The sequence below is a fragment of the Paraburkholderia sp. GW821-FHT02A12 genome (assembly GCF_059422005.1).
On record NZ_JBWKWA010000001.1, the window covers coordinates 282,924 to 305,466 of the forward strand.

The 22,543-nt window shown below is 63.5% G+C and carries 20 protein-coding genes; 3 read left to right on the forward strand and 17 right to left on the reverse strand.

Going from position 1 to position 22,543, the window contains the following annotated elements; all coding sequences use genetic code 11:
* Nucleotides 1-6: 6 nt before the first annotated feature.
* The 3 genes from bioD to bioA are packed head-to-tail and all read right to left on the reverse strand — an operon-like array spanning nt 7 to nt 3,271.
* Nucleotides 7-741, reverse strand: coding sequence for a dethiobiotin synthase (bioD, locus tag AC07WT_RS01295; RefSeq protein ID WP_492595942.1), 735 nt, complete (start codon nt 739-741; stop codon nt 7-9).
* Nucleotides 738-1,922, reverse strand: a complete 1,185-nt coding sequence (bioF, locus tag AC07WT_RS01300; RefSeq protein ID WP_494945779.1) for an 8-amino-7-oxononanoate synthase — start codon at nt 1,920-1,922, stop codon at nt 738-740. The genes bioD and bioF overlap by 4 nt, the downstream gene beginning before the upstream one ends.
* On the reverse strand, nt 1,922-3,271 hold the full coding sequence (gene bioA / locus AC07WT_RS01305) for an adenosylmethionine--8-amino-7-oxononanoate transaminase (RefSeq protein ID WP_494945780.1): 1,350 nt from the start codon (nt 3,269-3,271) through the stop codon (nt 1,922-1,924). Before bioA ends, bioF begins: the two co-directional genes overlap by 1 nt.
* A gap of 271 nt (nt 3,272-3,542) precedes the next feature.
* On the opposite strand from bioA, the gene AC07WT_RS01310 reads away from it, so the two are divergent.
* Complete coding sequence (locus AC07WT_RS01310; protein WP_494945781.1) at nt 3,543-3,806, forward strand: hypothetical protein; 264 nt, start codon at nt 3,543-3,545, stop codon at nt 3,804-3,806.
* Between the two features lie 858 nt (nt 3,807-4,664).
* Here the strand turns inward: AC07WT_RS01310 and AC07WT_RS01315 are convergent.
* The 8 genes from AC07WT_RS01315 to AC07WT_RS01350 all read right to left on the reverse strand — a co-directional run bounded on the left by AC07WT_RS01315 (nt 4,665) and on the right by AC07WT_RS01350 (nt 13,401).
* The gene (locus AC07WT_RS01315; RefSeq protein WP_494948361.1) at nt 4,665-5,936 is read right to left on the reverse strand and encodes a dienelactone hydrolase family protein; all 1,272 of its coding nucleotides are present in this window, start codon (nt 5,934-5,936) and stop codon (nt 4,665-4,667) included.
* A gap of 622 nt (nt 5,937-6,558) precedes the next feature.
* Nucleotides 6,559-7,008 (reverse strand): YchJ family protein, encoded by a 450-nt coding sequence (locus AC07WT_RS01320; protein ID WP_494945782.1) that lies wholly within the window; start codon nt 7,006-7,008, stop codon nt 6,559-6,561.
* Between the two features lie 7 nt (nt 7,009-7,015).
* On the reverse strand, nt 7,016-8,146 hold the full coding sequence (locus AC07WT_RS01325) for an acyl-CoA dehydrogenase family protein (RefSeq protein WP_494945783.1): 1,131 nt from the start codon (nt 8,144-8,146) through the stop codon (nt 7,016-7,018).
* Nucleotides 8,147-8,182: 36 nt separating this feature from the next.
* Entirely contained in the window at nt 8,183-8,860 is a 678-nt protein-coding gene (locus tag AC07WT_RS01330) for an SDR family oxidoreductase (protein WP_492591829.1), read from the reverse strand.
* A gap of 9 nt (nt 8,861-8,869) precedes the next feature.
* Nucleotides 8,870-10,063, reverse strand: a complete 1,194-nt coding sequence (locus AC07WT_RS01335) for an acetyl-CoA C-acetyltransferase (protein ID WP_492591830.1) — start codon at nt 10,061-10,063, stop codon at nt 8,870-8,872.
* Nucleotides 10,056-10,832 carry a carbonate dehydratase gene (gene can, locus AC07WT_RS01340; RefSeq protein WP_492591831.1) on the reverse strand — a complete coding sequence of 259 codons (777 nt, stop codon included), beginning with the start codon at nt 10,830-10,832 and terminating at the stop codon, nt 10,056-10,058. The genes AC07WT_RS01335 and can overlap by 8 nt, the downstream gene beginning before the upstream one ends.
* A gap of 94 nt (nt 10,833-10,926) precedes the next feature.
* Nucleotides 10,927-12,765, reverse strand: a complete 1,839-nt coding sequence (aceK, locus tag AC07WT_RS01345) for a bifunctional isocitrate dehydrogenase kinase/phosphatase (protein WP_494945784.1) — start codon at nt 12,763-12,765, stop codon at nt 10,927-10,929.
* 231 nt (nt 12,766-12,996) lie between these two features.
* Nucleotides 12,997-13,401: a MerR family transcriptional regulator gene (locus tag AC07WT_RS01350; protein ID WP_494945785.1), complete on the reverse strand. Its 405-nt coding sequence runs from the start codon at nt 13,399-13,401 to the stop codon at nt 12,997-12,999.
* Between the two features lie 187 nt (nt 13,402-13,588).
* Here AC07WT_RS01350 and AC07WT_RS01355 point away from each other — a divergent pair, with 187 nt between their 5' ends.
* Entirely contained in the window at nt 13,589-14,662 is a 1,074-nt protein-coding gene (locus tag AC07WT_RS01355; RefSeq protein WP_494945786.1) for an MBL fold metallo-hydrolase, read from the forward strand.
* A gap of 112 nt (nt 14,663-14,774) precedes the next feature.
* Here the strand turns inward: AC07WT_RS01355 and AC07WT_RS01360 are convergent, their stop codons facing one another.
* The 6 genes from AC07WT_RS01360 to argS all read right to left on the reverse strand — a co-directional run bounded on the left by AC07WT_RS01360 (nt 14,775) and on the right by argS (nt 21,748).
* Nucleotides 14,775-16,361 (reverse strand): ABC transporter substrate-binding protein, encoded by a 1,587-nt coding sequence (locus AC07WT_RS01360; protein ID WP_494945787.1) that lies wholly within the window; start codon nt 16,359-16,361, stop codon nt 14,775-14,777.
* A 253-nt stretch (nt 16,362-16,614) separates the two neighbouring features.
* Nucleotides 16,615-17,463 carry a helical backbone metal receptor gene (locus tag AC07WT_RS01365; RefSeq protein ID WP_494945788.1) on the reverse strand — a complete coding sequence of 283 codons (849 nt, stop codon included), beginning with the start codon at nt 17,461-17,463 and terminating at the stop codon, nt 16,615-16,617.
* 3 nt (nt 17,464-17,466) lie between these two features.
* Nucleotides 17,467-18,240: an SDR family oxidoreductase gene (locus AC07WT_RS01370; RefSeq protein ID WP_494945789.1), complete on the reverse strand. Its 774-nt coding sequence runs from the start codon at nt 18,238-18,240 to the stop codon at nt 17,467-17,469.
* A gap of 16 nt (nt 18,241-18,256) precedes the next feature.
* Entirely contained in the window at nt 18,257-18,895 is a 639-nt protein-coding gene (locus AC07WT_RS01375; RefSeq protein ID WP_115099464.1) for a thiol:disulfide interchange protein DsbA/DsbL, read from the reverse strand.
* A gap of 170 nt (nt 18,896-19,065) precedes the next feature.
* Entirely contained in the window at nt 19,066-19,896 is an 831-nt protein-coding gene (locus AC07WT_RS01380; RefSeq protein ID WP_494945790.1) for an SPOR domain-containing protein, read from the reverse strand.
* A gap of 61 nt (nt 19,897-19,957) precedes the next feature.
* On the reverse strand, nt 19,958-21,748 hold the full coding sequence (argS, locus tag AC07WT_RS01385) for an arginine--tRNA ligase (protein WP_492591839.1): 1,791 nt from the start codon (nt 21,746-21,748) through the stop codon (nt 19,958-19,960).
* A 445-nt stretch (nt 21,749-22,193) separates the two neighbouring features.
* Between argS and AC07WT_RS01390 the strand changes: the two genes are divergently transcribed.
* Nucleotides 22,194-22,520: a DUF1840 domain-containing protein gene (locus AC07WT_RS01390; RefSeq protein WP_492591840.1), complete on the forward strand. Its 327-nt coding sequence runs from the start codon at nt 22,194-22,196 to the stop codon at nt 22,518-22,520.
* Nucleotides 22,521-22,543 lie beyond the last annotated feature (23 nt).

Here is a 22,543-nt window from a genome sequence, read left to right on the forward strand (position 1 = left end):
GATGGTTTATCGGCGCTGCGCGTTGCGCAGCGTCTGTAGAAGCCGGTTGATGTCGAGCTGATCCGCAGCGAGCTCCGCCGCGAACTCCAGTGAGGCAGGGCTCAAATGCGGCACGATGCCGAGCAGGGGCGCGTCGTGTTCGCGCGCGAGATGCTCGCGGATCGAGGCGATGTTTTCGTCGGGGAACGTCATGTCCGGATCGATGCGATTCGCGACCCAGCCCGCAAGCGTGAGGCCGCGCGCCGCGATCGCTTCGGCGGTGAGCAGCGCATGGCTGATGCAGCCGAGGCGCAGGCCGACCACCAGCACGACCGGCAGTTTCAACGCGACGGCGAGATCGGCGGTGTCTTGCGTGGCGGTAAGCGGCACGCGAAAGCCGCCCACGCCTTCCACTACGACGATATCCGCGCGCTTCAAAGCCTGCGCATGGCAATCGACGATGTGCGCGATATCGAACGTGATGTTTTCCAGTGCGGCAGCGATATGCGGCGCGGCCGGTTCTTTCAGCAGATACGGCGTGCGCATTCCGGGCGGCAGCAACACGCTCGACGCGGCATCGAGTCGATCCGCGTCGTCGTTGTGCAGCACGCCGTTCGATTCGAATGCGCCGGCGGCGATCGGCTTCATCGCGGCGGCTTGCAGGCCTTCGCGAACGAAGCCGCGCAGGAGCGCGGCGGACACGAAGGTCTTGCCGATTTCCGTATCGGTGCCGGTGACGAACAGGGACAACGGTGCGCTCATGCCGCCTTCGCTCCGAGCTGTTGCAAGCCCGCGTCGAGCCGGTCCAGATCCGCGTGCGAATGCGCGGCGGACAACGAAATGCGCAAACGCGAGGTGCCGCTGGGCACGGTCGGCGGACGGATTGCCGGCACCCACAAACCGGCGCGATCGAGCGTGGCCGCGATGTCCAGCGTGGCGTCATTCGCGCCGATAATCAGCGGCTGCACGGCGGTATGCGAATCGACCGGCAACCACGGCGTTGCCTTCAGCATGGCGCGGGTGCGCGCGATCAGTTGCTGCAAATGCGCGCGCCGCGTGTCGCCTTCTTCACCGCCGATGATGCGCAGACTCGCCGACACCGCATGCGCCGCGGCAGGCACCGAAGCGGTCGTGAAAATATACGGACGCGCGCGCTGCACGAGCCATTCGATCACGGTCTCATGCGCGACGACGAACGCGCCCGACACACCCGCGGCCTTGCCGAGCGTGCCGATCGAAATCAGATTCGGTGAGCGCAATGCGGCCTGCGCGACCGCGCCGCGTCCTTGCGGACCGAGCACGCCGAAACCGTGTGCATCGTCGACGATCAGCCATGCGCCGTACTGGTCCGCGAGTTCGAGCAGACGCGGCAGTGGCGCGATGTCGCCGTCCATGCTGAATACCGTATCGGAGACGATTACTTTGACGTCCGCATCCGACGCGTCGAGCATCGCGCTCAACGCATCCATATCGACGTGCGGGTAGATCTGCACGTCTGCGCGCGACAGGCGTGCACCGTCGATCAGCGAGGCGTGATTCAGCGCATCCGAGAAGAGCGTCGTGCCGCGCCCCGCGAGCGCGGTGAGCGTCGCGAGATTGGCCATGTAGCCGGTGCTGAAGTAGAGCGCGCGCGGCGTATCGACAAAACCGCCGGCGAATGCGGCGAGATCGTCTTCGAGTTGCGCATGGGCACGCGAGTGGCCGCCGAGCAGATGCGAGCCGCCGCTGCCCGCGCCATAGCGCTGCGCGCCTTCGGCGATCGCGGCGATCAATTGCGGATGCGCGGCGAGACCGAGGTAGTCGTTACTGGCGAAGCCGATGATCTCGCGGCCGTCGACCGTCATATGCGCGGCGCACGGCGTGTCGGCCGTGCGGCGGCGACGGCGCAGGCCGCGTTCGTCGATTTCCTTGAGTCCTTGTGCGAGCGTGTCGAGCAAGTGCATTAGCGGGTCTCCGCGAGCGTCGCTTCGAAGGTCTCGCGGGTGCGCGAGGCGAGCAGCGCGAGCTCTTCGTCGTCGAGAATGTATGGCGGCATCAGGTACACCGTGGTCGAAATCGGGCGCAGCAGCAGTTCGTGCTGCAACGCATTTTCGAAGAAGCGGCGCGAGAATGTTCTGGCATGCTGAGGGTCGTCGATCACCGCATCGAACGCGAAGATCGTGCCGCACTGACGCAGATTGCGCACTTGCTTATGTTCGGCAAGCGGCGCAAGCGCAACCTTCAGTTTCGCGGACTTCTGCGCGTTGACCGCGAGCACGTTGTCGCTCGCGAACAGATCGAGCGTGGCGAGCGCGGCGCGGCACGCGAGCGGATTGCCGGTGTACGAGTGCGAGTGCAGGAAGCCGCGCGCGGTGTCGTCGTGATAGAAAGCGTCGAAGATTTCATCGCGCGACAACACGATCGACAACGGCAGATAGCCGCCGCTGATGCCTTTCGACAGACACAGGAAGTCGGGCCAGATGCCGGCCTGTTGGCAAGCGAAGAAAGTGCCGGTGCGTCCGCAACCGACGGCGATTTCATCGGCGATCAGATGCACGCCGTATTGATCGCACAACGCGCGCAATCCGGCGATATACGACGCGTCGTGCATCGCCATGCCGGCCGCGCATTGCACGAGCGGCTCGACGATCAAGGCGGCGATCTTCGTGGCGCGGGCTTCGAACAGCGAGCGGACGTTATCGAGCGCGCGGCGCGCGACGTCGGCCGCGGTTTCGCCGGGTTGCGCGAGGCGCGCATCGGGCGAAGCGGCGACGTGCGCGTTGCGGATCAGCGGATCGTAGGCATCCTTGAACAGCGCGACGTCGGTGACGCCGAGCGCGCCGATGGTTTCGCCGTGATAGCTGTTGGCGATGCAGACGAATTCCTGCTTGTCCGCGAAGCCGCGATTGCGCCACGAATGGAAGCTCATCTTGAGCGCGATTTCGACGGCGGACGCGCCGTCGGATGCAAAGAACGCGTGGCCGAGCGTGTTGTGGGTGAGCGCGCTGAGGCGTTCGGCGAGTTCGATCGCGGGTTCGTGCGTGCAGCCGGCGAGCATCGCGTGTTCCAGCGTGTCGAGCTGGTTTTTCAATGCCGCGTTGATGCGCGGGTTGGCGTGGCCGAACAGGTTGACCCACCAGGAGCTGATCGCATCGAGATATCGATGGTTGTCGCGATCGTAGAGCCACGCGCCTTGACCTCGCGCGACGGGCACGAGCGGTAAGCGTTCGTGATGCTTCATTTGGGTGCAGGGATGCCAGACGGCACGCAGGCTGCGGGTGATCCAGTCTTCAGGGGATGCTGACTTGTCCAAAAGGTACTCCGAGGTGCTTTTTTCGCCGCTGCACGGCTGGCTTTTTTAGGGCCATTTCATCGCGCCGCGGGGTTTTCTCATTGCGCGGCGTGCGGCCTTGGCGGGCGTGCGGGGTCGAGATTAGCGGTTTATTTCGTGCTGTGCACTAGCGGTTTGAGGTGGGTTTTTGCCGGCGGCGCTGAGGTTGTTGGCTGTTCGCTGCAGGTGATTTCAGTTTGGGCCAGAAGGTCGCGGATCGGCGGAGTTAGCGACGGCAAAGTAGTGGGACCCTATGGGCGGGGATTTGGGGTTTTTGCCTTTTGCGGCGGCAATACATCTGTTTGCCTACGGTGGTGGTCTTGGTTTTTTTGCCTGCGCGGCGCTTTATGTCTGTCTGCCTACGGCGTTGGCCTTGGTTTTTTTGCCTGTGCGGCGCTTCTTGTGTTTGTTTGCCTACGGCGTTGGTCTTGGTTTTTTTGCCTGTGCGGCGCTTCTTATGTCTGTTTGCCTACGGCGTTGGCCTTTCCTTGTTCTGACTTCTTTGGCCTTTCCTTGATTTCTTTGTGGTCTATTAGCTTTCCCCCTGTGCGGGGGAGCACCTACTTTTCTTTGCCGGCCGCAAAGAAAAGTAGGCAAAAGAAAGCGGCTTTACACCGCCAATTCTGAAGCGGGCACCTCGGTCAACCACCGGTAGTGGAAACCTGCCGGACCACACCGTGGTCCACCACCGTTCGTGACAAGGCCGTCATCCACCCCTTCTCGCGCTGCGCGCTCGCCGGCAAGGTCCATCCCAAACCTCCCGCTTCGTTTGCGCGAGCAGGAGCCATCGGCTTCGCCTCGGCGAGGTGCAGATCTGGATTACCGAGCAGAACCTGGGCGTAACGGCGCGGCGCGCACGCGTGAAATAGCGCGCTACGCCCTGCGCAAAACGCAGGCGCCAAAACGTAGTGGATGGTTGGATGAAGTACCTTGCCGGCGAGCGCGCAGCGCGAGAAGGGGTGGATGACGGCCTTGTCACCAGGGCGTGAAGGTGCACTGGCACAGATCAGGCGGCCTCCACTCCCCGTTGATCATAGAGGTGCCCACTTAGTACCTGCGGTGTGAAGCCGCTTTCTTTTGCCTACTTTTCTTTGCGGCCGGCAAAGAAAAGTAGGTGCTCCCCCGCACAGGGGGAAAGCTAATAAACCAATAACAAATCAAGGAAAGGCCAACGCCGCAGGCAGCACCACCATAAGTGCCGCACAGGGCAAAAAATCAGGGAAGACCAACGCCGTAGGCAGCACGAAAAAAAGCGCCGCGAAGGCAAAAAATCAGGGCAGACCAACGCCGTAGGCAGCAAGAACAAAAGCGCCGCGAAGGCAAAAAATCAAGGAAAGCACACCGAACAATGCTGCCGCCAAAGGCAAAAAAACCCCTACTCCCGACTAGCAATAGCCCGCTTTTCAGCGCCCGAGTCAGCAGACGAACTAGCCGTCTGCGAAGACTGCGTCCCCCAGACAACGGAGTTATCCACCGCATACAACCGGCAAGGCGCCGAACTCTGCTTCTGGCAATTCGCGATCGCTACCGACATCGGATCATCGCCGCCTTCAGCCCACGACCACGCCCCCGTACCCGAAACAGCAAACGCGCGGCTAGGATACTGATGCAGGAAATTCCGATACCCATTGCGTCCGGCTTCATCGACAAACGGCACGGCGTCGACCGCATCGACAGCAGCAAACCCGCTAGCCTTCGGCAAAGAAGGATCGGACACGCGATATTGCACGCCAGTTGGCATCCCCGCTCGCGCCAGGAAAGCCTCAACCGCGGGCCACCAGATCTGCACGCCATCGCGATCGCCCACCAGCCGATGCGCGTCGTTCTTGTAGTTGCCGAAATCCACCATCCTGGCGCTCGCGCCATGCGCGGCATAAGCGGCATACATGCCGGCCACCAAAGGCGCCGTCCAGACCGAATCGTTTTCGCCGTACAACCACAGCGACGGCACCCTGGACTTCTCGCCATACGCGCCGAACGCGCGCGTCAAGTTGCCCTGCCAGTCGGCGCACGCGTCCTGCCGCAACCCGCCAGAGAAATTGATCAATGCCCGAACGCCTGGTGCGGCTTCGGTGCCGTAGGCCATCGTCGCGAGACCGCCGTGCGAGGTGCCGGCCACCACGATGTGGGCTGCGTCCACGTATGGCTGCTTCGTCATGTAGTTGATCGTCGCGGCGACGTCGCCGGCCTGGCCGATGCCGTTGCGTTCGACATCGCAGCCATTCTGCTGATAGGCGCCGTCCGAATGGCCGAAGCCCTGGCGGTTCGGCGCCACCACCACGTAGCCGCGCCGCACGAATTCACGCGCGAACGGCCGCGGATCGCTGCGCTCCTGCATGCGCGGGTCACCGGGAATCTTGCCGTGATTGAAGACGATCATCGGGAACGGGCCTGCGCCGTCCGGCTTGTAAATCGTCGTTTCGAGCGTAATCGAGCCGGCAGCGTCGACCGGGACTCGCACAATCCGCTCGTTGAGGCTCGCGCTCGGCAGATAGACATCGTCGTCAAGGGCAATGCGCGGTACGTGAGCGCGGGTCAGCGGTCCTGCCAGGGTGTCGGCGAGCGGGTCGGCATGCGCGAGTGCGACAGCGCACGTCGCCGTTGCACACATCACCGCACACTTCGTCAAAACCTTGCTGAACACCATTGACGCACCTGCCTCAAAAATCTGCCCTTGACACCGTGGCGCCTGTTTGTCGAAAGTCATTGCTGACATTTGCCTTTCATTGGCGTTTTCGACAAACAGAAACACACTCGCGTACGTAGTGCGTCAAGCGCGCGCACGCCAATCGAGATTGCACGGGATGAACCCAAACGGCCGACGTGACCCCACGCGCCGATGATGAGCGCCACACCTGCTGCATGGAAACCGCCGCCGCAACGAATCAACCCGTTAGCGGCAGGGCGCCTGCGCATTTTGCGGAGCCGTTATCGACCGGCTCTCACAACGTGGCGTCATAAACCTACGGCCTCATCCTGGCACGACAATTTTGTTTTGTGCAATCAAGGAGAACCCGCGACGAAATATTTACCCGTGCAGGGATCGGGGGTGATGGGGCTGCGGGACTGGCGCTCCGGCGGTGATTGGCTCCACGAAGGAATCGCTGCGCCAATCAGCACACGAACGCGCTGTGGCGTAGAGCCAACATGAAAAAAGCCCCTGTTTTGAGGGCCATATGTGACGTCGCTATTCAGTTCGCCGTAGCGTGCTTCAAGGCGTCGGTCACGCCGGTTGTCATGTTGCGCTGTAAGGCGCAGAAAGGATTGCGTCATTCGCTCACGTCGCCGTCGACATAACGCCAGCGTCCGTCATCGCCGCGTACAAAGCGGCTCAGCTCGTGCAGACGATGCGCGCGGCCGCCCACCTTATAGCGCGCGACAAATTCCACCGTGGCATGCCCGGCGTCGGTTTCGGCGAAGGCCTTGATCTGGAGTCCGAGCCAACGGGGGGCGTCGGGCGCGGCGGGGTCGGCGTCGAGATCGGCCGGACAGGTGTGCGGCGCCCAGGTCGCGCGCAGGTAATCCGTTGCGCCCAGCACATAAGCGCTATAGCGCGAACGCATCAGTTCGAGCGCGCGCGGCGCCGCTTCGCCGCCGTCGATATACCGGCCACAGCATTGCGCGAAGCGGGGCGCCTTGGGCGCACTGCGCTGATCGGGCGCTGAGCCGCCGCAAGGACAGTCGGAAGGTCGTTGTATCGACAACAATGGCTTATTCATCAGACGTTCAGTCAAGACCGCGTGCAATCAGGATCTTCTGGATGTCGCTGGTGCCTTCGTAGATCTGGCACACGCGCACGTCGCGGTAAATGCGTTCGACAGGGAAATCGCTCAGGTAGCCATAGCCGCCGTGGATCTGTAACGCCGCCGAGCAGATGCGCTCGGCGGCTTCCGACGCGAACAGCTTGGCCATCGCGGCTTCGGTCAAACACGGCAGGGCGGCGTCCTTCAGCGAAGCCGCGTGCCAGATCAGCTGGCGGGCCGCTTCGAGGTGGGTCGCCATGTCGGCGAGACGGAACTGTACGGCCTGGTGCGAAAACAAAGGCTGGCCGAAGCTTTCGCGTTCCTTCGCATAGCTCAACGCCGCCTCGAACGCGGCACGCGCCATGCCGACGCTTTGCGCGGCGATGCCGATGCGCCCGCCTTCGAGCCCCGACAGCGCAATCCGGTAGCCTTCGCCTTCCGCGCCGATCAGGTTCGCCGCCGGCACGCGGCAATCTTCGAAGAGGATTTGCGCGGTGTCCGACGAATGCTGGCCGAGCTTCTCCTCGACTCGCGCGGCGATATAACCCCTGGTATCGGTCGGCACGATAAACGCGCTGATGCCGCGTTTGCCCGCGCTCTTGTCGGTCACCGCCATCACGATCGCGACGTTGCCGTTCTTGCCGCTCGTGACGAACTGTTTGACGCCGTTCAGCACGTACGCGTCGCCGTCGCGGGTGGCCGTGGTGCGCAGCGCGGACGCGTCCGAGCCCGCTTGCGGTTCGGTCAGGCAAAATGCGCCGAGCATCTCCCCGCGCGCGAGCGGTGTGAGCCAGTCGCGCTTCTGCGCGTCGTTGCCGTAGGTCAGCAGGATGCTGCACACCGGGCAGTTGTTGACGGAGATCGCCGTCGACGTGCCGCCGTCGCCCGCGGCGATTTCTTCGAGGATCAGCGCGAGCGCCAGCGCGTCCATGCCGGCGCCGCCGTACGCTTCGGGCACCAGCACGCCATACGCGCCCAGTTCGGCGAGCTGCCGATGCACGTCCTTCGGGAAGATGCGCTCGCGGTCCCAAAGCGCTGCATTCGGCGTGACTGCTTCGCGTACGAAGGTGCGCACCGCATCGCGGACCATCAGGTGATCCTGGTCAAGCACCATGGCTCGGTCTCCTCATCAGTCTCCTCATTCGTCTCCTCACCAGTCGAGCGGTGTGCCGTCGTATTGAAAGAAGCGGCCGTTGAACGATTCGTGCGCGGCGGTGGCCTGCGCGAGCACTTCACGCATGCCGGTCACGCTGCGCGCCGGATCGATCGCGGCCTGCGCGCCGCCCATGTCGGTGCGCACCCAGCCCGGATGCAGCGAGATGCAGGTCGCGCGCCTCGCTTCCAGCGACGCGATCTTCAGCGCGTCGTTCAGCGCCGCCTTGCTCGCGCGATACAGCCAGCCGCTGGTGCCGCTCGCGTCGCTGATGCTGCCCATCTTGCTCGAAATCACCGCGAACACGCCGCCGGCTTCTTCGACGAGCGGCAGCAGGATCGGCATCAACTGCATCGGACCGCGGACGTTGGTGCTCATCACGTGGTCGAAGTCTTCGGCGGTGATCGTCTCGATGCCTTCGGTGCGCGGGCCGTACACGCCCGAGACCAGTATCGCCGCATCGAGCTGTTCGCCGTCGAGCTTCCAGCCGAGGGCGGCGATCTCGTCGGGCGCGCTGACGTCGACCGAAAAGGTTTCCGCGCCGAGTTCGTTCAACGCGTCGAGCGCGGCGCCATCGCGCGCGGTGGCCAGCACGCGCCAGCCGCTCTTCCTGTACTGCCGCACAAATTCCCGGCCGATGCCGCGCGAAGCACCGACGATCAACACTGTTTTCATCGAATCACCTCAAACCAGTTCGATACCCATCGCCGTCGCTTCGCCGCCGCCGATGCACAGCGTGGCGACGCCGCGCTTGCCGCCGCGCTGTTTCAGCGCGCCGATCAGCGTGACGAGAATCCGCGCGCCCGATGCGCCGATCGGATGACCGAGCGCGCAGGCGCCGCCGTTCACGTTGACCTTGTCGTGCGGCAGACCGTGTTCCTTCATCGCGGCCAGCGTGACCACCGCGAACGCTTCGTTGACCTCGTACAGATCGACTTCGTCCGCGCGCCAGCCGTTCTTCTCGAACAGCTTGCGAATCGCGCCGACCGGCGCGGTGGTGAACTTCGCCGGTTCCTGCGCGAAGGTCGAGTGGCCGACCACGCGCGCGATGGGTTCGACGCCAAGGCGCTTCGCCGTCGACTCGCGCATCATCACGAGCGCCGCGGCGCCGTCCGAAATCGACGACGAATTCGCCGCCGTCACCGTGCCGGTCTTGCTGAACGCGGGCTTGAGCGTCGGAATCTTTTCGAGGTTCGCTTTGAACGGCTGTTCGTCGCGATCGATAGTGACTTCGCCTTTGCGGCTTTCCACCTTCACCGGCGCGATTTCCCACGCGAACGAGCCGTCTTCGTTCGCGCGCTTCGCACGGTTCAGCGATTCGACGGCGAACGCGTCCTGCGCTTCACGCGTGAAATCGAACGACGCCGCGCATTCTTCGGCGAAGGTGCCCATCAGGCGGCCTTTCTCGTACGCGTCCTCGAGGCCGTCGTAGAACATGTGGTCGATCACCTGGCCGTGGCCCATGCGCATGCCGCTGCGCGCTTTCGGCAACAGGTACGGCGCGTTCGTCATGCTCTCCATGCCGCCTGCGACGATCACCTCGACCGAGCCCGCGGCCAGCATGTCGTGCGCGAACATCGCCGCGCGCATGCCGGAGCCGCACATCTTGTTGACGGTCGTGCTGCCGGTGCTCAACGGCAAGCCGGCACCCAACGCGGCCTGGCGCGCGGGCGCCTGGCCGAGACCGGCGGGCAGCACGCAGCCCATCACCACTTCATCGATCTGCTCAGGCTTCAGGCCCGCGCGTTGCACGGCGGCTTCGATCGCGACCGAACCGAGTTGCGGCGCGGTCAATGACGCGAAATCGCCCTGAAATGCCGCCATCGGCGTGCGGGCTGCTGAAACGATCACGATCGGATCGGATTTTGTCTCACTCATGTTTGATCTCCTTGATCACACCTTCGACGATTGCCGGCACATCGCCGAGCTTGGCCGCATCGGCGGCGACCACGTCGTTCTCCGCTTGGTGCGCGCGGCTTGCCGACACCGCCGCGACGCAATTCCGATAGGTCGGGTCGAGCTCGCCCGGCTCGCTGATCGTCATGCCGAGGTTGCGCACCTTGCCGTCGTGCACGCCATACGCCCAGCCGTGCACCGTCAGTTCCTGGCCGCGCGCCCATGCGTCGTTGACGATGGTGGTGCGGCACACGTTGACCACCTGCTCGATCGTATTCAGCTCGACCAGACGCCGATGACGCGCTTCGCCGAGCGGCCATTCCGCGAGCAGCGCGGCATGCTTGGTGCGCACGTCCTGCACGTGATGCAGCCAGTTGTCCGCGAGACCCACGCGACGGCCGTGCAACGCAGCGCCGACACCGGAGCAGCCATAGTGGCCGACCACCATGATGTGCTTGACCTTCAGCAGATCGACGGCGAACTGGATCACCGACAGGCAGTTCAGATCGGTATGCACCACGACGTTGGCGATGTTTCTGTGCACGAATACTTCGCCCGGCGGCAGGCCGATGATCTGATTGGCCGGCACCCGCGAATCGGAGCAGCCGATCCACAGGTATTCGGGCGTCTGCTGATCGGCGAGACGCGAGAAATACTCGGGGTCTTCGGACAGCTTGCGGGCCACCCACGCGTCGTTGTTGTCGAATAGATGCGCGAGCGGGTTGGGAAGGGAAGAAGCGTTCGTGTTCATGGTGCGTCTGGGCGGTTGCCCGACCGATTGACCGGTCGGTGTCGTTACATGAGGTTCGGACGATGCGTGCAAAAATGCTCGCGGCGCATGATGCTCACGCCACGCGTGCGGTGCGCCGATCGGTTTGCCTATCCGGCGTCTCCGATAGTTCGGACGCCGCATCGGCGAAGCGTTCTGGATAACGGATGCAAAAGCGCACGTTGCTGTCGTACGGGAAGAAGTCGGGCAGTTCACCTTTCAATAGATGATCCTTGTGCCGTTGCCACAGCGCGGGATCGAATAAATCCGCATGATGCTGCATGAAGGAACGGCGCACGCGTGGGTCGCCGAGCAAAAACGTGCCGTACGTCTCCGGGAAAATGTCGTGCGGGCCGACCGAGTACCACGGCTCGCCCGCCATTTCGTCTTCTTCGTGACGTGGCGCCGGCACCGCGCGCACGTTGCAGTCGGTCAGATACTCGATTTCATCGTAGTCGTAAAACACGACGCGGCCGTGACGCGTCACGCCGAAGTTCTTGTACAGCATGTCGCCGGGGAAGATGTTGGCCTGCATCAGTTCCTTCACCGCGTTGCCATATTCCTTGATGCCGTGATCGATGTCTTCGTCGCTGCCGTTTTGCAGGAACAGATTGAGCGGCACCATCCGGCGTTCGATATACAGATGGCGAATCACCAGATTGCCGCCGTCGTATTCGATCAGCGAGGGCACTTCTTTTTCGAGTTCGCGCACGAGCGCCTCGTCGAGGCGCGGGACCGGCAACGCGACGCTCGAATATTCGAGCGTGTCGGCCATGCGGCCCAGACGGTCGTGCCGTTTGACGAGCTGATACTTTTCCTTGATCTGCGCGCGGGTGGTTTCCTTCGGCAGCGGGAAACTGTCTTTGATCAGCTTGAACACGTACGGAAACGAAGGCAGCGTGAACACCAGCATCACGAGCCCCTTGATGCCGGGCGCGACGATGAACTGATCGCTCGAATGCGACAGGTGGTGCAGCAGATCGCGATAGAACAGATTCTTGCCCTGCTTTTGCAAACCGACCGACGTATAGATTTCCGCCTTCGGTTTGCCCGGCATGATCGTGCCGAGAAACTCGACATACGCGGACGGCACCTCCATATCCACGAGGAAGTACGAATGCGAGAAGCTGAAGATGATCAGTAACTGGTCGCGCTTGAGCAGCACCGTATCGAGCGCCAGCAAACCGGGCTTCACATGACGCAGCGGCACCGCGAACGGCAGCAGCAAGTCGCCGTTGATGATCCGTCCGACGATATACGCCGACTGGTTCCGATAGAACAGCGACGACAGCACGTGAATTTGGAAGTTGGCCGCTGCGTCGAACGCGCCGAACGCGTCGTGAATCGACTGCATCACGCAACCGACGTCGCGGCTCAGGTCTTCGAACGGCAGCTCCAGCTGGAAGTTCGTGACGATGCGCTCGAGCGTCGCGGCAAGACCGTCCTTGGCCGGGTAATACGCGCGATAGGTCGGTTTCGCCGCCGGTTCGTCGTTCTCGATGTATTCGGTCGAGATCGCCGGGCGCACGAAAATGAAGTCGTTGTTGAAATACGAGCGGTGCAGGATCTTGCAGCACACCGAATTGAAAAACGTTTCCGCGCACTCGGGTTGCCGGTGCGTGGTCAGGAGACCGATGTAGTGGAGCTTGATCTGCTGCCACACTTCGCCGTCGATGTTTTCCGCGTCGTATTCGTCTTCGAGCAATTCGACGCATTCCTCGACGCGTTCGTCATACGAGGTGATGCGCTCGCGCGCGAGCTTTTGCAGACCGTGCCAGTTGGCGGCTTCGAAGAGTGTCCTGGCACGGATCGCAGCGTCGCGGAAGATCCGGTAGTGCCGATTGAAGCCTTCGAGCATCGTCTGCGCAACGTCAAAGCCGATCTGCGACGACAGCAGTTTGGGGAAGTGATTCATGTCGACCGTGCATTCGTCCCATGTCGTGAAGACACCCGGGATTGTATCGTCCGGGCGGACCTGCGACGCATCGCGCCGCTCGACTCGCACCTTGCCGCCTCGCGGGCGTTGTCAGGCGTTCGCCGACTTTCAGACTATCTCCGCTCAATGCCGCAGTTTGGCATGCCTTAATCGGCTCAACTTTCGGCAAAAAATATTTACTGCCTGTTCATGTCCGGCACGCATCCACGCTCATGCCGGCTTGGCTTCGCGCGTGCCGCTTTCGAGCAGCGCCTGGGCCTGGGCTTCGTATTGCGAGAGGTCTTCGAGCGTCGCGTTCAGGTCTTCCCGTTGACGTTCGAGCACCTCGCGATGCCGGGCCACCGTCGCGAGGAACGCGTGCAATTGCGGCACGGTGTCGGTCGGCGATTCGTAGACGTCCAGCAGATCGCGAATTTCCGACAGCGTGAAGCCGAGCCGTTTGCCGCGCAGCGTCAGCTTCAGGCGGGTTCGGTCGCGGCCCGAATAGACGCGCCGCAAGCCGCTCGATCCCTCGCGGCTCGGCGAGAGTAAACCCTGATCTTCGTAGAAACGGATCGCGCGCGGCGTCACATCGAATTCCCGCGCGAGATCGGTGATCGTGTATTGCGTATTCATCGGGGCATCCCGTGGCCGGGCAGAAAATCGGATTGAACGATAGAATCGACGTTTACGTTATCGTCAACTTGATCGAAACGCAACCAGGCGCAATACGGCACGCTGACTTCGCGAACGCGCCGCAACCACGCTATCGGACATCGCATACCTCGCCATGCCGGATGGCCGACGGAGGAAGACACTCACAATGAATGCCCTCGAACATCAACTGGACTATCCGTTCAAAGACACCTTGCCCGAACCGGGCCACGCGGTGGAAGTCGCGCCCGGCGTGTTCTGGCTGCGCATGCCGCTGCCGTTCGCGCTCGACCACATCAACCTCTGGCTGCTACGCGATGAAATCGACGCTCAGCAAGGCTGGACCGTGGTCGACTGCGGCATTACGTCGGACGCGATCAAGGAGAACTGGGAGAAGGTGTTCGACTCGGTGCTCGACGGTTTGCCGGTGCTGCGCGTGATCGTCACGCATTGCCATCCTGATCACATCGGCCTCGCGCACTGGATCTGCGCTGGCGGCGACAAGCAGCGCTGGGAGGTGCGGCTGTGGATGACGCTCGGCGAATACATGCAAGCCCGCGTGATGGCGGCCGGCGACGGTTCCAACGCGGGCGGCGAGGGCGCGGCTCGCCACTTCGCGCGGCATGGCGTGAAAGACGAAGAGTCGCTAGAGAAGCTGCGCAATCGCAAGAGCTACTACTCGAGCCTCGTGCCGGCGATTCCGGGGCAGTATCGGCGGCTGCGCGAAGCGGATGGCGTAAAGATCGGCGGCAAGACGTGGCGTGTGGTGACCGGCTATGGCCATGCGCCGGAACACTGCGCGCTGCACTGCGAAGAGACGGGCGTGCTGATCTCGGGCGACATGGTGCTGCCGCGCATTTCGACCAACGTGTCGGTGTTCGACATGGAGCCGGAGGGCTCACCGCTCGCGCTGTACCTGGAATCGCTCGGCCGCTACGAGACGATGCCTGAGGAGACGCTGGTGCTGCCGTCGCACGGCAAGCCGTTTCGCGGCGTGCATACGCGAATCACGCAACTGCGTGAGCATCACGACGCGCGTCTGGCCGAAGTGCGCGAGGCGTGCGCCGAGAAGCCGCAGAGCGCGGCCGATATCGTGCCGCTGATGTTCAGGCGCCAACTCGATATTCACCAGATGACGTTTGCGATGGGCGAAGCGTTGGCTCACTTGCATCTGCTGTGGCTTGCCGGTGAATTGAAGCGCACGCAGGATGCGGATGGCGTGATCCGGTTTGCGGCCCGGTGAGCGTCACGCGTACATGAAAAAAGCCCGGTGCTTTCGCAACCGGGCTTTTTTGTTGACGTGGTGTCGCTGACGCTGACCGCATCGCCTTACTACCAGGCCTTACTACCTGGCCTTACTGCACCGCCACCGTCCCAAAGTTCTGCCGCCCAAACGGACTCACGTGATAACCGCTCACGTTCGTGCGCGTAATCGCCGCGGCGGTCGGATATCCCAGCGGAATCCACAGCGCCTGATCGTGGATGATCTGCTGCGCCTGTTCATACGCTTTCGCGCGTTTGGTTTGATCCGGCGTGGCCTTGCCGTCGGCGATCAGCTTGTCCAGATCCTGATCGCAGAAGCGCGCGAAGTTGATGCCCGACTTCACCGCGTTGCAACTGAAGAGCGGCGACAGGTAGTTGTCCGGATCGCCGTTGTCGCCGGCCCATCCCATGAATAGCGTGTCATGCTGGCCCTGCTTGGCCTGCTTGATCAGCTCGCCCCATTCGATCACCTTCACGTCGGCCTTCACGCCGATCTTCGCGAAGTCGGCTTGCAGCAGTTCGGCGCCGGCCTTCGGATTCGGATTCAGCACGCTGCCGTTCGGACGCACCCAGATGGTCGTTTCGAAGCCGTTCGGATAGCCTGCGTCCGCGAGCAGTTTCTTCGCCTTCGCCGGATCGTACGGCCACGGCTTGACCGACTTGTCGTAGCTCCACGTGTTCGGCGGATACGGATTGTTGGCCGGCGTCGCGGTGTTGTCGAAGACGGTCTTCAGATACGTGCCGCGGTCGAACGCCATGTTCAGCGCGGCGCGGACCTTCTGGTTGTCGAGCGGCTTCTTCTGCGTGTTCAGCGCGACGAACGCGGTCATGAACGCGGGCGTTTGCACGATGGCGAGCGACTTGTCGCTCTTCGCGTCGGCGAGATCCTGCGGCTTCGGCGACAGCGCGATCTGGCATTCGCCCGCCTTCACCTTCTGCGCGCGCACGGTGGCGTCCGGCGTGATCGCGTAGATCAGGCGGTCGATCTTCGGTTTCGGACCCCAGTAGGCCGGATTCACGTCGTAGCGGATCACCGCGTCTTTCGTGTAGCTCTTCAGCTCGAACGGACCCGTGCCGACCGGCTTCGAGTTCAGATCGGCCTGCTTGCCGGCCTTGAGCAACTGGTCGGCGTATTCAGCCGAATAGATCGACGCGAAACCCATCGTCAGGATCGACACGAAGGTGGCATCCGGCGCGTTCAGTTCGAACTTGACAGTGTTGTCGTCGACCTTGGTGATGGACTTGATCAGCTTCGGCAAGCCCATCGACTGCGCATGCGGGAAGCCGCTCGCGCCCGTCACCTTGTGCCACGGATTGCTGTCGTTGAGCATGCGGTCGAATGTGAAGACGACGTCGTCTGCATTCAGCGCGCGGGTGGGCTTGAAGTAGTCAGTGGTCTGGAACTGCACGCTCGGGCGCAGATGGAACGTGTAGGTGAGGCCGTCGGCGCTCACGTCCCATTTGTCGGCGAGCGCCGGGACCACTTTCTTCGCAGCCTCGTCGTACGAGACCAGCGAATTGAAGATCACGTCGGCCGACGCGTTGGTCGTCACCAGCGAATTGAACTGCACGACATCGAAGCCGTCAGGGCTCGACTCGGTACAGACGGTCAGCGGTTTGGCGAGCACGAGCGCGGGCGCCGTGAACAGTACGGCGGCTGCGAGCAGTTTGAAGCGCATAGGATCTCCCATAACGAGCGCAGTCAGGCAGTGCGTCTGGTGGTGTGGTTATGTTTCGTTGACGAGTGACGGCAACTGACAGTCGGCGTGGCCGTCGTCTTTATTGTGATACGTTTCCGGCGCCGGCGCATGGTTTGGGTGCTGCACTACCCGCCAATACCCGCGCGCCTCGGCCTTCGCGAAAGCTTATCGAAGGGTGGTTGCGGCGACAACAACTTAATCCGCATATCCATATGGGTGCGGCGAAACGCGCTCACGGCGCGGCGGCGCGGTGCAGCAGATAACCGATGCCTTCGATTGCGCGCACGCCGTACCACGACACCCGTTCTCCATCGATCCACTCGATGCGCTTGCCGGCGAGGCGCGGATCGCGCTTCAGCGCGTCGCAATGCGCCTGCGTGAAGCGATACGGCTCACTGGACAGCAGGATGCGGTCGACCCCGGCAAGCCACGGCGCGTGGTCGAAGTCGATGGTTGGGTAGCGCGCGGCGCCCGCCGCGCCGCCTTGCACGTCGGGCAGTGTCCGCCAGTTCACGAGCCGCAGCATCGCGGCGATGTAGGTGTCGCGTGCGACCGTCATCCAGGGTTCGCGCCAGATCAGATACAGCACGTTTTGAGCGGGAAACGTGCGCGCCGCGGCTTCGTGCAGGCGCGCTTCGAGCGCCTCGCTCAAGCGCCGGGCTTCCTGCTCGCGGTTGAAGATCGTGCCGAGCAGCGCGTACAGCGCGAGATTGTCCTGCGGCGTCAGCGGATGAGTCACGACGATATGCGGCACGAACGCGCGCAGTTTATCGACGGTATCGCGCTCGTTTTCGTCGATATTGACGATCAGATGGGTGGGGCGCAGCGCGCGGATCGCGTCGATATTCACGGCCTTGGTGCCGCCGACCTTGCGCACCTGCCGCACCTTGTCGCGCGGATGCACGCAAAAGCCGGTGCGTCCGACGATTTGCCTGTCGAGTTGCAGCGCGAACAGCAATTCGGTGATGCTCGGCACCAGCGAGACGATGCGCACGCCGGCACCCGATGCAGCGGCGCCCGACGCTTCGGCGCCCGCAACTTCGTGCGCGACGCCGGCTGCATCGACCGCACGCGGCTGCATGATTTACTCGGTGGCGGCGCGGGGCTTGCGCGGCGCGCGCTCAAAGACTCGGTCGTAGAGCCAGCGCGGCAATACGTGCAGCAGCATGGCCCCGATGCGCATCTGCCACGGGAACACCGCAAAGGCGGTTTGCCGTTCGATTGCCTGCGCGACCTTGACCGCGAAGCGGTCGGCATCCATCAGAAACGGCATGGCGTACGGGTTGTGCGCGGTCATCGGCGTGCGGATGTAGCCAGGCGCGATCGTGACCACGCCGACGCCCAACGGCCGCATTTCGACGCGCAACGCTTCGAGATACTTCAGCGCCGCCGACTTCGACGCGCTGTAGGCGCCGGAGCCCGGCAAGCCGCGCACGCCGGCCACGCTGGCCATGCCGACCAGCGTGCCTTTCCTTGCGTCGACCATTGCGGCGGCGAACGGCTCGAAGGTGGCGACCATGCCGAAGTAATTGATGTCCATCACTTCGCGGAAGGTGCGCAGATCGCCGTGGCCGGTGACCGCGCCGCGGCTGATGCCGGCATTGGCGATCACGACGTCCGGCAAGCCGTGCTGCGCGATGAATTGTGCAGACGCTTCCGCGAGCGCCTCGGCGTCGCGGACGTCGACGGAATAGATCGAGACGGTGTTCTGGGGATGGGACTGCTGGAAGGCGGCGAGCGCGTCGCCGCGGCGGGCAACCAGGCCGAGAATCGCGCCGCGCCGCGCATATTCGGCGGCGAGCGCGAGGCCAATGCCACTCGATGCGCCGGTAATGAAAACCTTCAGGGGGGAGTTCATTCCGGCGCCTCGGACGTTACATCTTCTTGGCGCGGACTTGCTGGACCAGGTAGTCGAGCACCTGGATCGTGCCCGGCAGGCTGTTGGTCGCCGCCGGACCGGTTTCATACTTGCCTTGCACGGCCAGGGTCGGCACGCCGTCGATCTTGTAGTCTTCCATCAGCTTCTTGTCTTTTTGCAGCGCGCTTTGCGTCGAGAACGAGTTGTACGCGTCCATGAACTTCTTCGAATCGACGCCGTTCTTCGCGAGGAATTTGGCCTGATCTTCCGGCGTCAGCAGGTAGTTCTTGTTGACGTGGATTTCGTTGAAGATCTTCGGCGTGAGCTGTTGCGCGAGGCCGAGTGCGTCGACAGCGTGGTACAGCTTCGAGTGCGGAATGAAATCGTCGCGGAAGGCGACCGGCACGCGCTTGAACACGACGTCCGGACCTTGCTTCTTGACCCATGCTTCGAGGAAGGGGTCGAATTCGTTGCAGTGCGGGCAGCCGTACCAGAAGAATTCGGTGACTTCGATCTTGCCGGCCGGCGCGTCGGTAGGTTGCGCCGCCGACAGCACGGTGAAGTCTTTGCCGGACACCGGTGCGGTGGGCGATGCATGCGCCGTGGCGGCAACGAGGCCCAGCGAGAGGAACAGAATGCTCAGCAATTTTTTCATGTTGTGTTGACCCAGGTAGGCGGTAAAGCGGTGGCGCCACGCAAATGCCCGTCACCGTTTTTAAATCGGCGTTAAACGTCTTGTTTGTCTGTTTTGCCTGTGACACGCGCCGCACGCCGATAGTTCGGCGGCGGCGCGTCACGGCAAATCACCGTTTGCTTATTGTTGGCTCATTGTTTCGTAAAGCGGATCACAGCGGTATCCACGCCTGCGTCGGACAGACGCTGACGGTTCGAATTCATGTCCTCGAACTTCGAGAACGGCCCGATGCGCACTCGGTAGTACGTGACGCCGCCCGCATCGCGCTGCGTGACCTTCGATTCGAAGCCCTGGAAGGCGAGACGCGCGCGCTGCTGCTCGGCATCGGCCGCGGTCTTGTACGCGCCCACTTGCAGGAAGTAGCCGGTATTGGCGTCGCCAGGCGTGGGCGCCCCGTTCGAACCCGGCTTGACGCCGGCGACCGCCGCGGACGAGTTGCTCTTCGGCGCCGAGGTGGCCGCCGCGGCCGAAGGCGCGCTGCCGGCTTGCGGCTTCTTCGCCGGCGCCGCGGCGCCGTTGCCGTTATCCTGCGCGGGCTTCGGTGCAACCGCCGTGCCGTTTGCATTGCCGTTCGCATTGCCGTTTGCGCTGCCGTTCGACGGCGGTACCTCGACGATCTGCGGCTCCTCCAGCATGCCCGACTGCGTCTGCGAATTGGTCTGGCCCGGTGCGGTGTTCGGCGGCGCCGGTTGTGCGGCTTGCGGCACCGGCAGGCCCGGCGTCTTGCCTTGCAGCGGACGGTTCGGATCGTATTGCGGCTGGCTCGCGCCGGAATCCGACGCCGCGGGCGGCGCGACCTTGGAGACGAACGGCGTGGGCGCACGAGTGATATACAGCGCCACCACTACCGCGATCGCAAGGCCGACGATCAGGCCCAGCACGATGCCGAGAAAAGTGCCCCCGGTTTGTTTCGATTGCTTTGTTGTGCGGCGTGGTTTTGCCATCGTATGAATCACCTGCAAAAAGAATCCTGGAACGGCCGTCGATTATAACGACGGCCGCATGCATGTTGCGCCGGAGGACTTACATCTTGACGGGAGCGGAGACGCCGATCGTCGCGAGGCCGTTGGCCAGCACCTGGCGCGTGGCCGCGAGCAGCGCGACGCGTGCGTTGCGCTCGGCTGCGTCGTCGACCAGCACGCGTTCGGCTTTGTCATTGTAGAACGAGTGGAATTCTCCGGCGAGTTCGCGCAGGTAGAACGCGACCGCGTGCGGCGCGAGTTCGTCGGCGGCATGCTGAAGCATGTCCGGGAACTCGGCGAGCTTGTTCAGCAAGGCCATCGCGCGTTCGCTCGTGAGCGGCGACACGTCTACCTCGGCCAGCGTGCTTTCGTCCGTGTTGTAGCGCGCCTTGCACTCGGCGATCACCGAGCAGATGCGCGCGTGCGCGTACTGCACGTAATGCACCGGATTTTCGTCGTTCTGCTTCAGCGCCAGATCGATGTCGAACACGAATTCCGTATCCGCCTTGCGCGAGATCAGGAAGAAGCGCACGGCGTCGCGGCCGCGGCGAATCGTCTCTTCGTCGATCAGGTCGACGGCGGCTTCCGAGCCCGGCGTCGCGCCGCCCGACCATTCGATCAGGTCGCGCACGGTGACGTAGCTGCCGGCGCGCTTGGAGATCTTCACTTCCTCGCCGTTGCGCATCACCGTGACCATCTTGTGCAGGATGTAGTCGGGATAGCCCTTCGGAATGCCGATGCCGAGCCCTTGCAGGCCGGCGCGCACCCGCGCGATCGTGCCGTGGTGGTCCGAGCCCTGAATGTTGATGACCTTGGTGAAGCCGCGTTCCCACTTGGCGACGTGATAGGCGACATCCGGCACGAAGTACGTGTAGGTGCCGTCGCTCTTGCGCATCACGCGGTCTTTGTCGTCGCCGTCGTCGGTGGTGCGCAGCCACAGCGCGCCTTCCTGTTCGTAGGTCTTGCCGGCGGCGATCAGCGCCTCGACCGTCTTCTCGACCCGGCCTTCCTTGTACAGCGAAGACTCCAGATAGTACTGGTCGAACTTCACGCCGAAGGCCTGCAAGTCCATGTCCTGCTCGCGGCGCAGGTACGCCACCGCAAAGCGGCGGATCGCGTCGAGGTTTTCGATGTCGCCCGCGCCCGTCACCGGCTCGCCGTCGCTCGCGGCAACGGTGACGCCCTTCATATAGTCTTGCGCGATCTCGGCGATGTACTCGCCGTTGTACGCGGATGCCGGCCAGCCGGCGTCGCCGGGGGCGAGGCCGCGGGCGCGCGCCTGGGTCGACACGGCGAGCGTGTGGATCTGCACGCCGGCGTCGTTGTAATAGAACTCGCGATGCACGTCATAGCCTTGCGAGGCCAGCACGTTCGAGAGCGCGTCGCCGAGCGCAGCCTGACGGCCATGGCCGACGTGCAGCGGGCCGGTCGGGTTGGCCGAGACGAATTCGATCAGCACGTGCTTGCCGGCGTCGCGTTGCGAGCGGCCGAACGCGTCTTTGCCGGCGAACACGGCGGCAATGACCGCCTGCTTGGCGGCGGCCGCGAGGCGCAGGTTGATGAAGCCGGGGCCGGCTACTTCGGCGGCATCGACGAGACCCCTGGCTTGCGGTTGCGCGAGCAGCGCGTCGACGATCTGCTGCGCCAGCTGGCGCGGGTTGGCGCGCAGCGGCTTGGCGAGTTGCATCGCCACGTTGCAGGCGATGTCCCCGTGCGCGGCGACCTTGGGGCGCTCCAGCGTAATCGCGGGCGCGACGAAAGTGGCTTCGCTCGCGCCCTGGGACGCTTGCGCAACGTGCTTCACCGTGTCGGCGAGCAGTGTTTCGAGTGTGTGTTTATGTGCAGGCAGCATGCTTGTTGCGAGTCCAGTGAGGCAATCCGGTGATGCGGAAGAGGCGCCGGCCGCGCGGCCGGCGCAGCCGATTCGTCAGAAGCGTGGAAAGCGGCGGCGCGCCCGCCAGGATGCATCGGGCACGCCGCTCGGGCGCGGCATCCGGCACATGGCCTGCGACGCAGCTGGCGCGGTGCGTAGCGTCATGCCGAGGCGCTTGCTGAGAGCGGCATGCAGCGAACCGCGGCCAGCGGGTCCGGCCGCGCGACTTCCGCCAGGCCGCGCGCGGCGTATGGCGGCGCGCTTTTCCGTCCAGACGGATTTTAGCAGGTGCTAATATGTTCAATGAGATGCCCACTAAGGGCCGTGGCCGCCGTGCCCGATCGGCGTGTCAACGAAACGCGCGCCGGCGGCTGCTGTTCCGCCGCTTGCGCGGCGATCCAACATAACGAAAAAGGGAACAGTCATGCTGATTACTTTCAAATGTCGCGCTGCGCCGGACGTGGTGATGCTGGAGAATCTCGCTCAGTACCTGGTCGGCATCGTCGGCAAGCGTCTCGGTGAGCGTGGTGTCATTACCCACGACGAAGTGGGTACTGCGATCACGAAACTCGAGTCGGCCATCAATACCGACAAGCAGGAGCGCGCCGAGCACGACGGTCATTTCCACGAAGGCGAAGAAGGCCACGAGCCGCATGAAATTCCGCCCGGACTCTCGCAGCGCGCGTATCCGTTCCTCGACATGCTGCGCGCGGCGCAGAAGGAAAACGCGGACATCGTCTGGGGCCTCTGATTTCGGGCTTGCCCGCCGGTCGC

Excerpts from the sequence above, each read along its gene's own strand:
- bioD (WP_492595942.1), bottom strand. The coding sequence starts at position 741 with ATGAGCGCACCGTTGTCCCTGTTCGTCACCGGCACCGATACGGAAATC.
- bioF (WP_494945779.1), bottom strand. The coding sequence starts at position 1,922 with ATGCACTTGCTCGACACGCTCGCACAAGGACTCAAGGAAATCGACGAA.
- AC07WT_RS01310 (WP_494945781.1), top strand. The coding sequence starts at position 3,543 with ATGGGCGGGGATTTGGGGTTTTTGCCTTTTGCGGCGGCAATACATCTG.
- AC07WT_RS01315 (WP_494948361.1), bottom strand. The coding sequence starts at position 5,936 with ATGGTGTTCAGCAAGGTTTTGACGAAGTGTGCGGTGATGTGTGCAACG.
- AC07WT_RS01320 (WP_494945782.1), bottom strand. The coding sequence starts at position 7,008 with ATGAATAAGCCATTGTTGTCGATACAACGACCTTCCGACTGTCCTTGC.
- AC07WT_RS01325 (WP_494945783.1), bottom strand. The coding sequence starts at position 8,146 with ATGGTGCTTGACCAGGATCACCTGATGGTCCGCGATGCGGTGCGCACC.
- AC07WT_RS01330 (WP_492591829.1), bottom strand. The coding sequence starts at position 8,860 with ATGAAAACAGTGTTGATCGTCGGTGCTTCGCGCGGCATCGGCCGGGAA.
- AC07WT_RS01335 (WP_492591830.1), bottom strand. The coding sequence starts at position 10,063 with ATGAGTGAGACAAAATCCGATCCGATCGTGATCGTTTCAGCAGCCCGC.
- can (WP_492591831.1), bottom strand. The coding sequence starts at position 10,832 with ATGAACACGAACGCTTCTTCCCTTCCCAACCCGCTCGCGCATCTATTC.
- aceK (WP_494945784.1), bottom strand. The coding sequence starts at position 12,765 with ATGAATCACTTCCCCAAACTGCTGTCGTCGCAGATCGGCTTTGACGTT.
- AC07WT_RS01350 (WP_494945785.1), bottom strand. The coding sequence starts at position 13,401 with ATGAATACGCAATACACGATCACCGATCTCGCGCGGGAATTCGATGTG.
- AC07WT_RS01355 (WP_494945786.1), top strand. The coding sequence starts at position 13,589 with ATGAATGCCCTCGAACATCAACTGGACTATCCGTTCAAAGACACCTTG.
- AC07WT_RS01360 (WP_494945787.1), bottom strand. The coding sequence starts at position 16,361 with ATGCGCTTCAAACTGCTCGCAGCCGCCGTACTGTTCACGGCGCCCGCG.
- AC07WT_RS01365 (WP_494945788.1), bottom strand. The coding sequence starts at position 17,463 with ATGCAGCCGCGTGCGGTCGATGCAGCCGGCGTCGCGCACGAAGTTGCG.
- AC07WT_RS01370 (WP_494945789.1), bottom strand. The coding sequence starts at position 18,240 with ATGAACTCCCCCCTGAAGGTTTTCATTACCGGCGCATCGAGTGGCATT.
- AC07WT_RS01375 (WP_115099464.1), bottom strand. The coding sequence starts at position 18,895 with ATGAAAAAATTGCTGAGCATTCTGTTCCTCTCGCTGGGCCTCGTTGCC.
- argS (WP_492591839.1), bottom strand. The coding sequence starts at position 21,748 with ATGCTGCCTGCACATAAACACACACTCGAAACACTGCTCGCCGACACG.
- AC07WT_RS01390 (WP_492591840.1), top strand. The coding sequence starts at position 22,194 with ATGCTGATTACTTTCAAATGTCGCGCTGCGCCGGACGTGGTGATGCTG.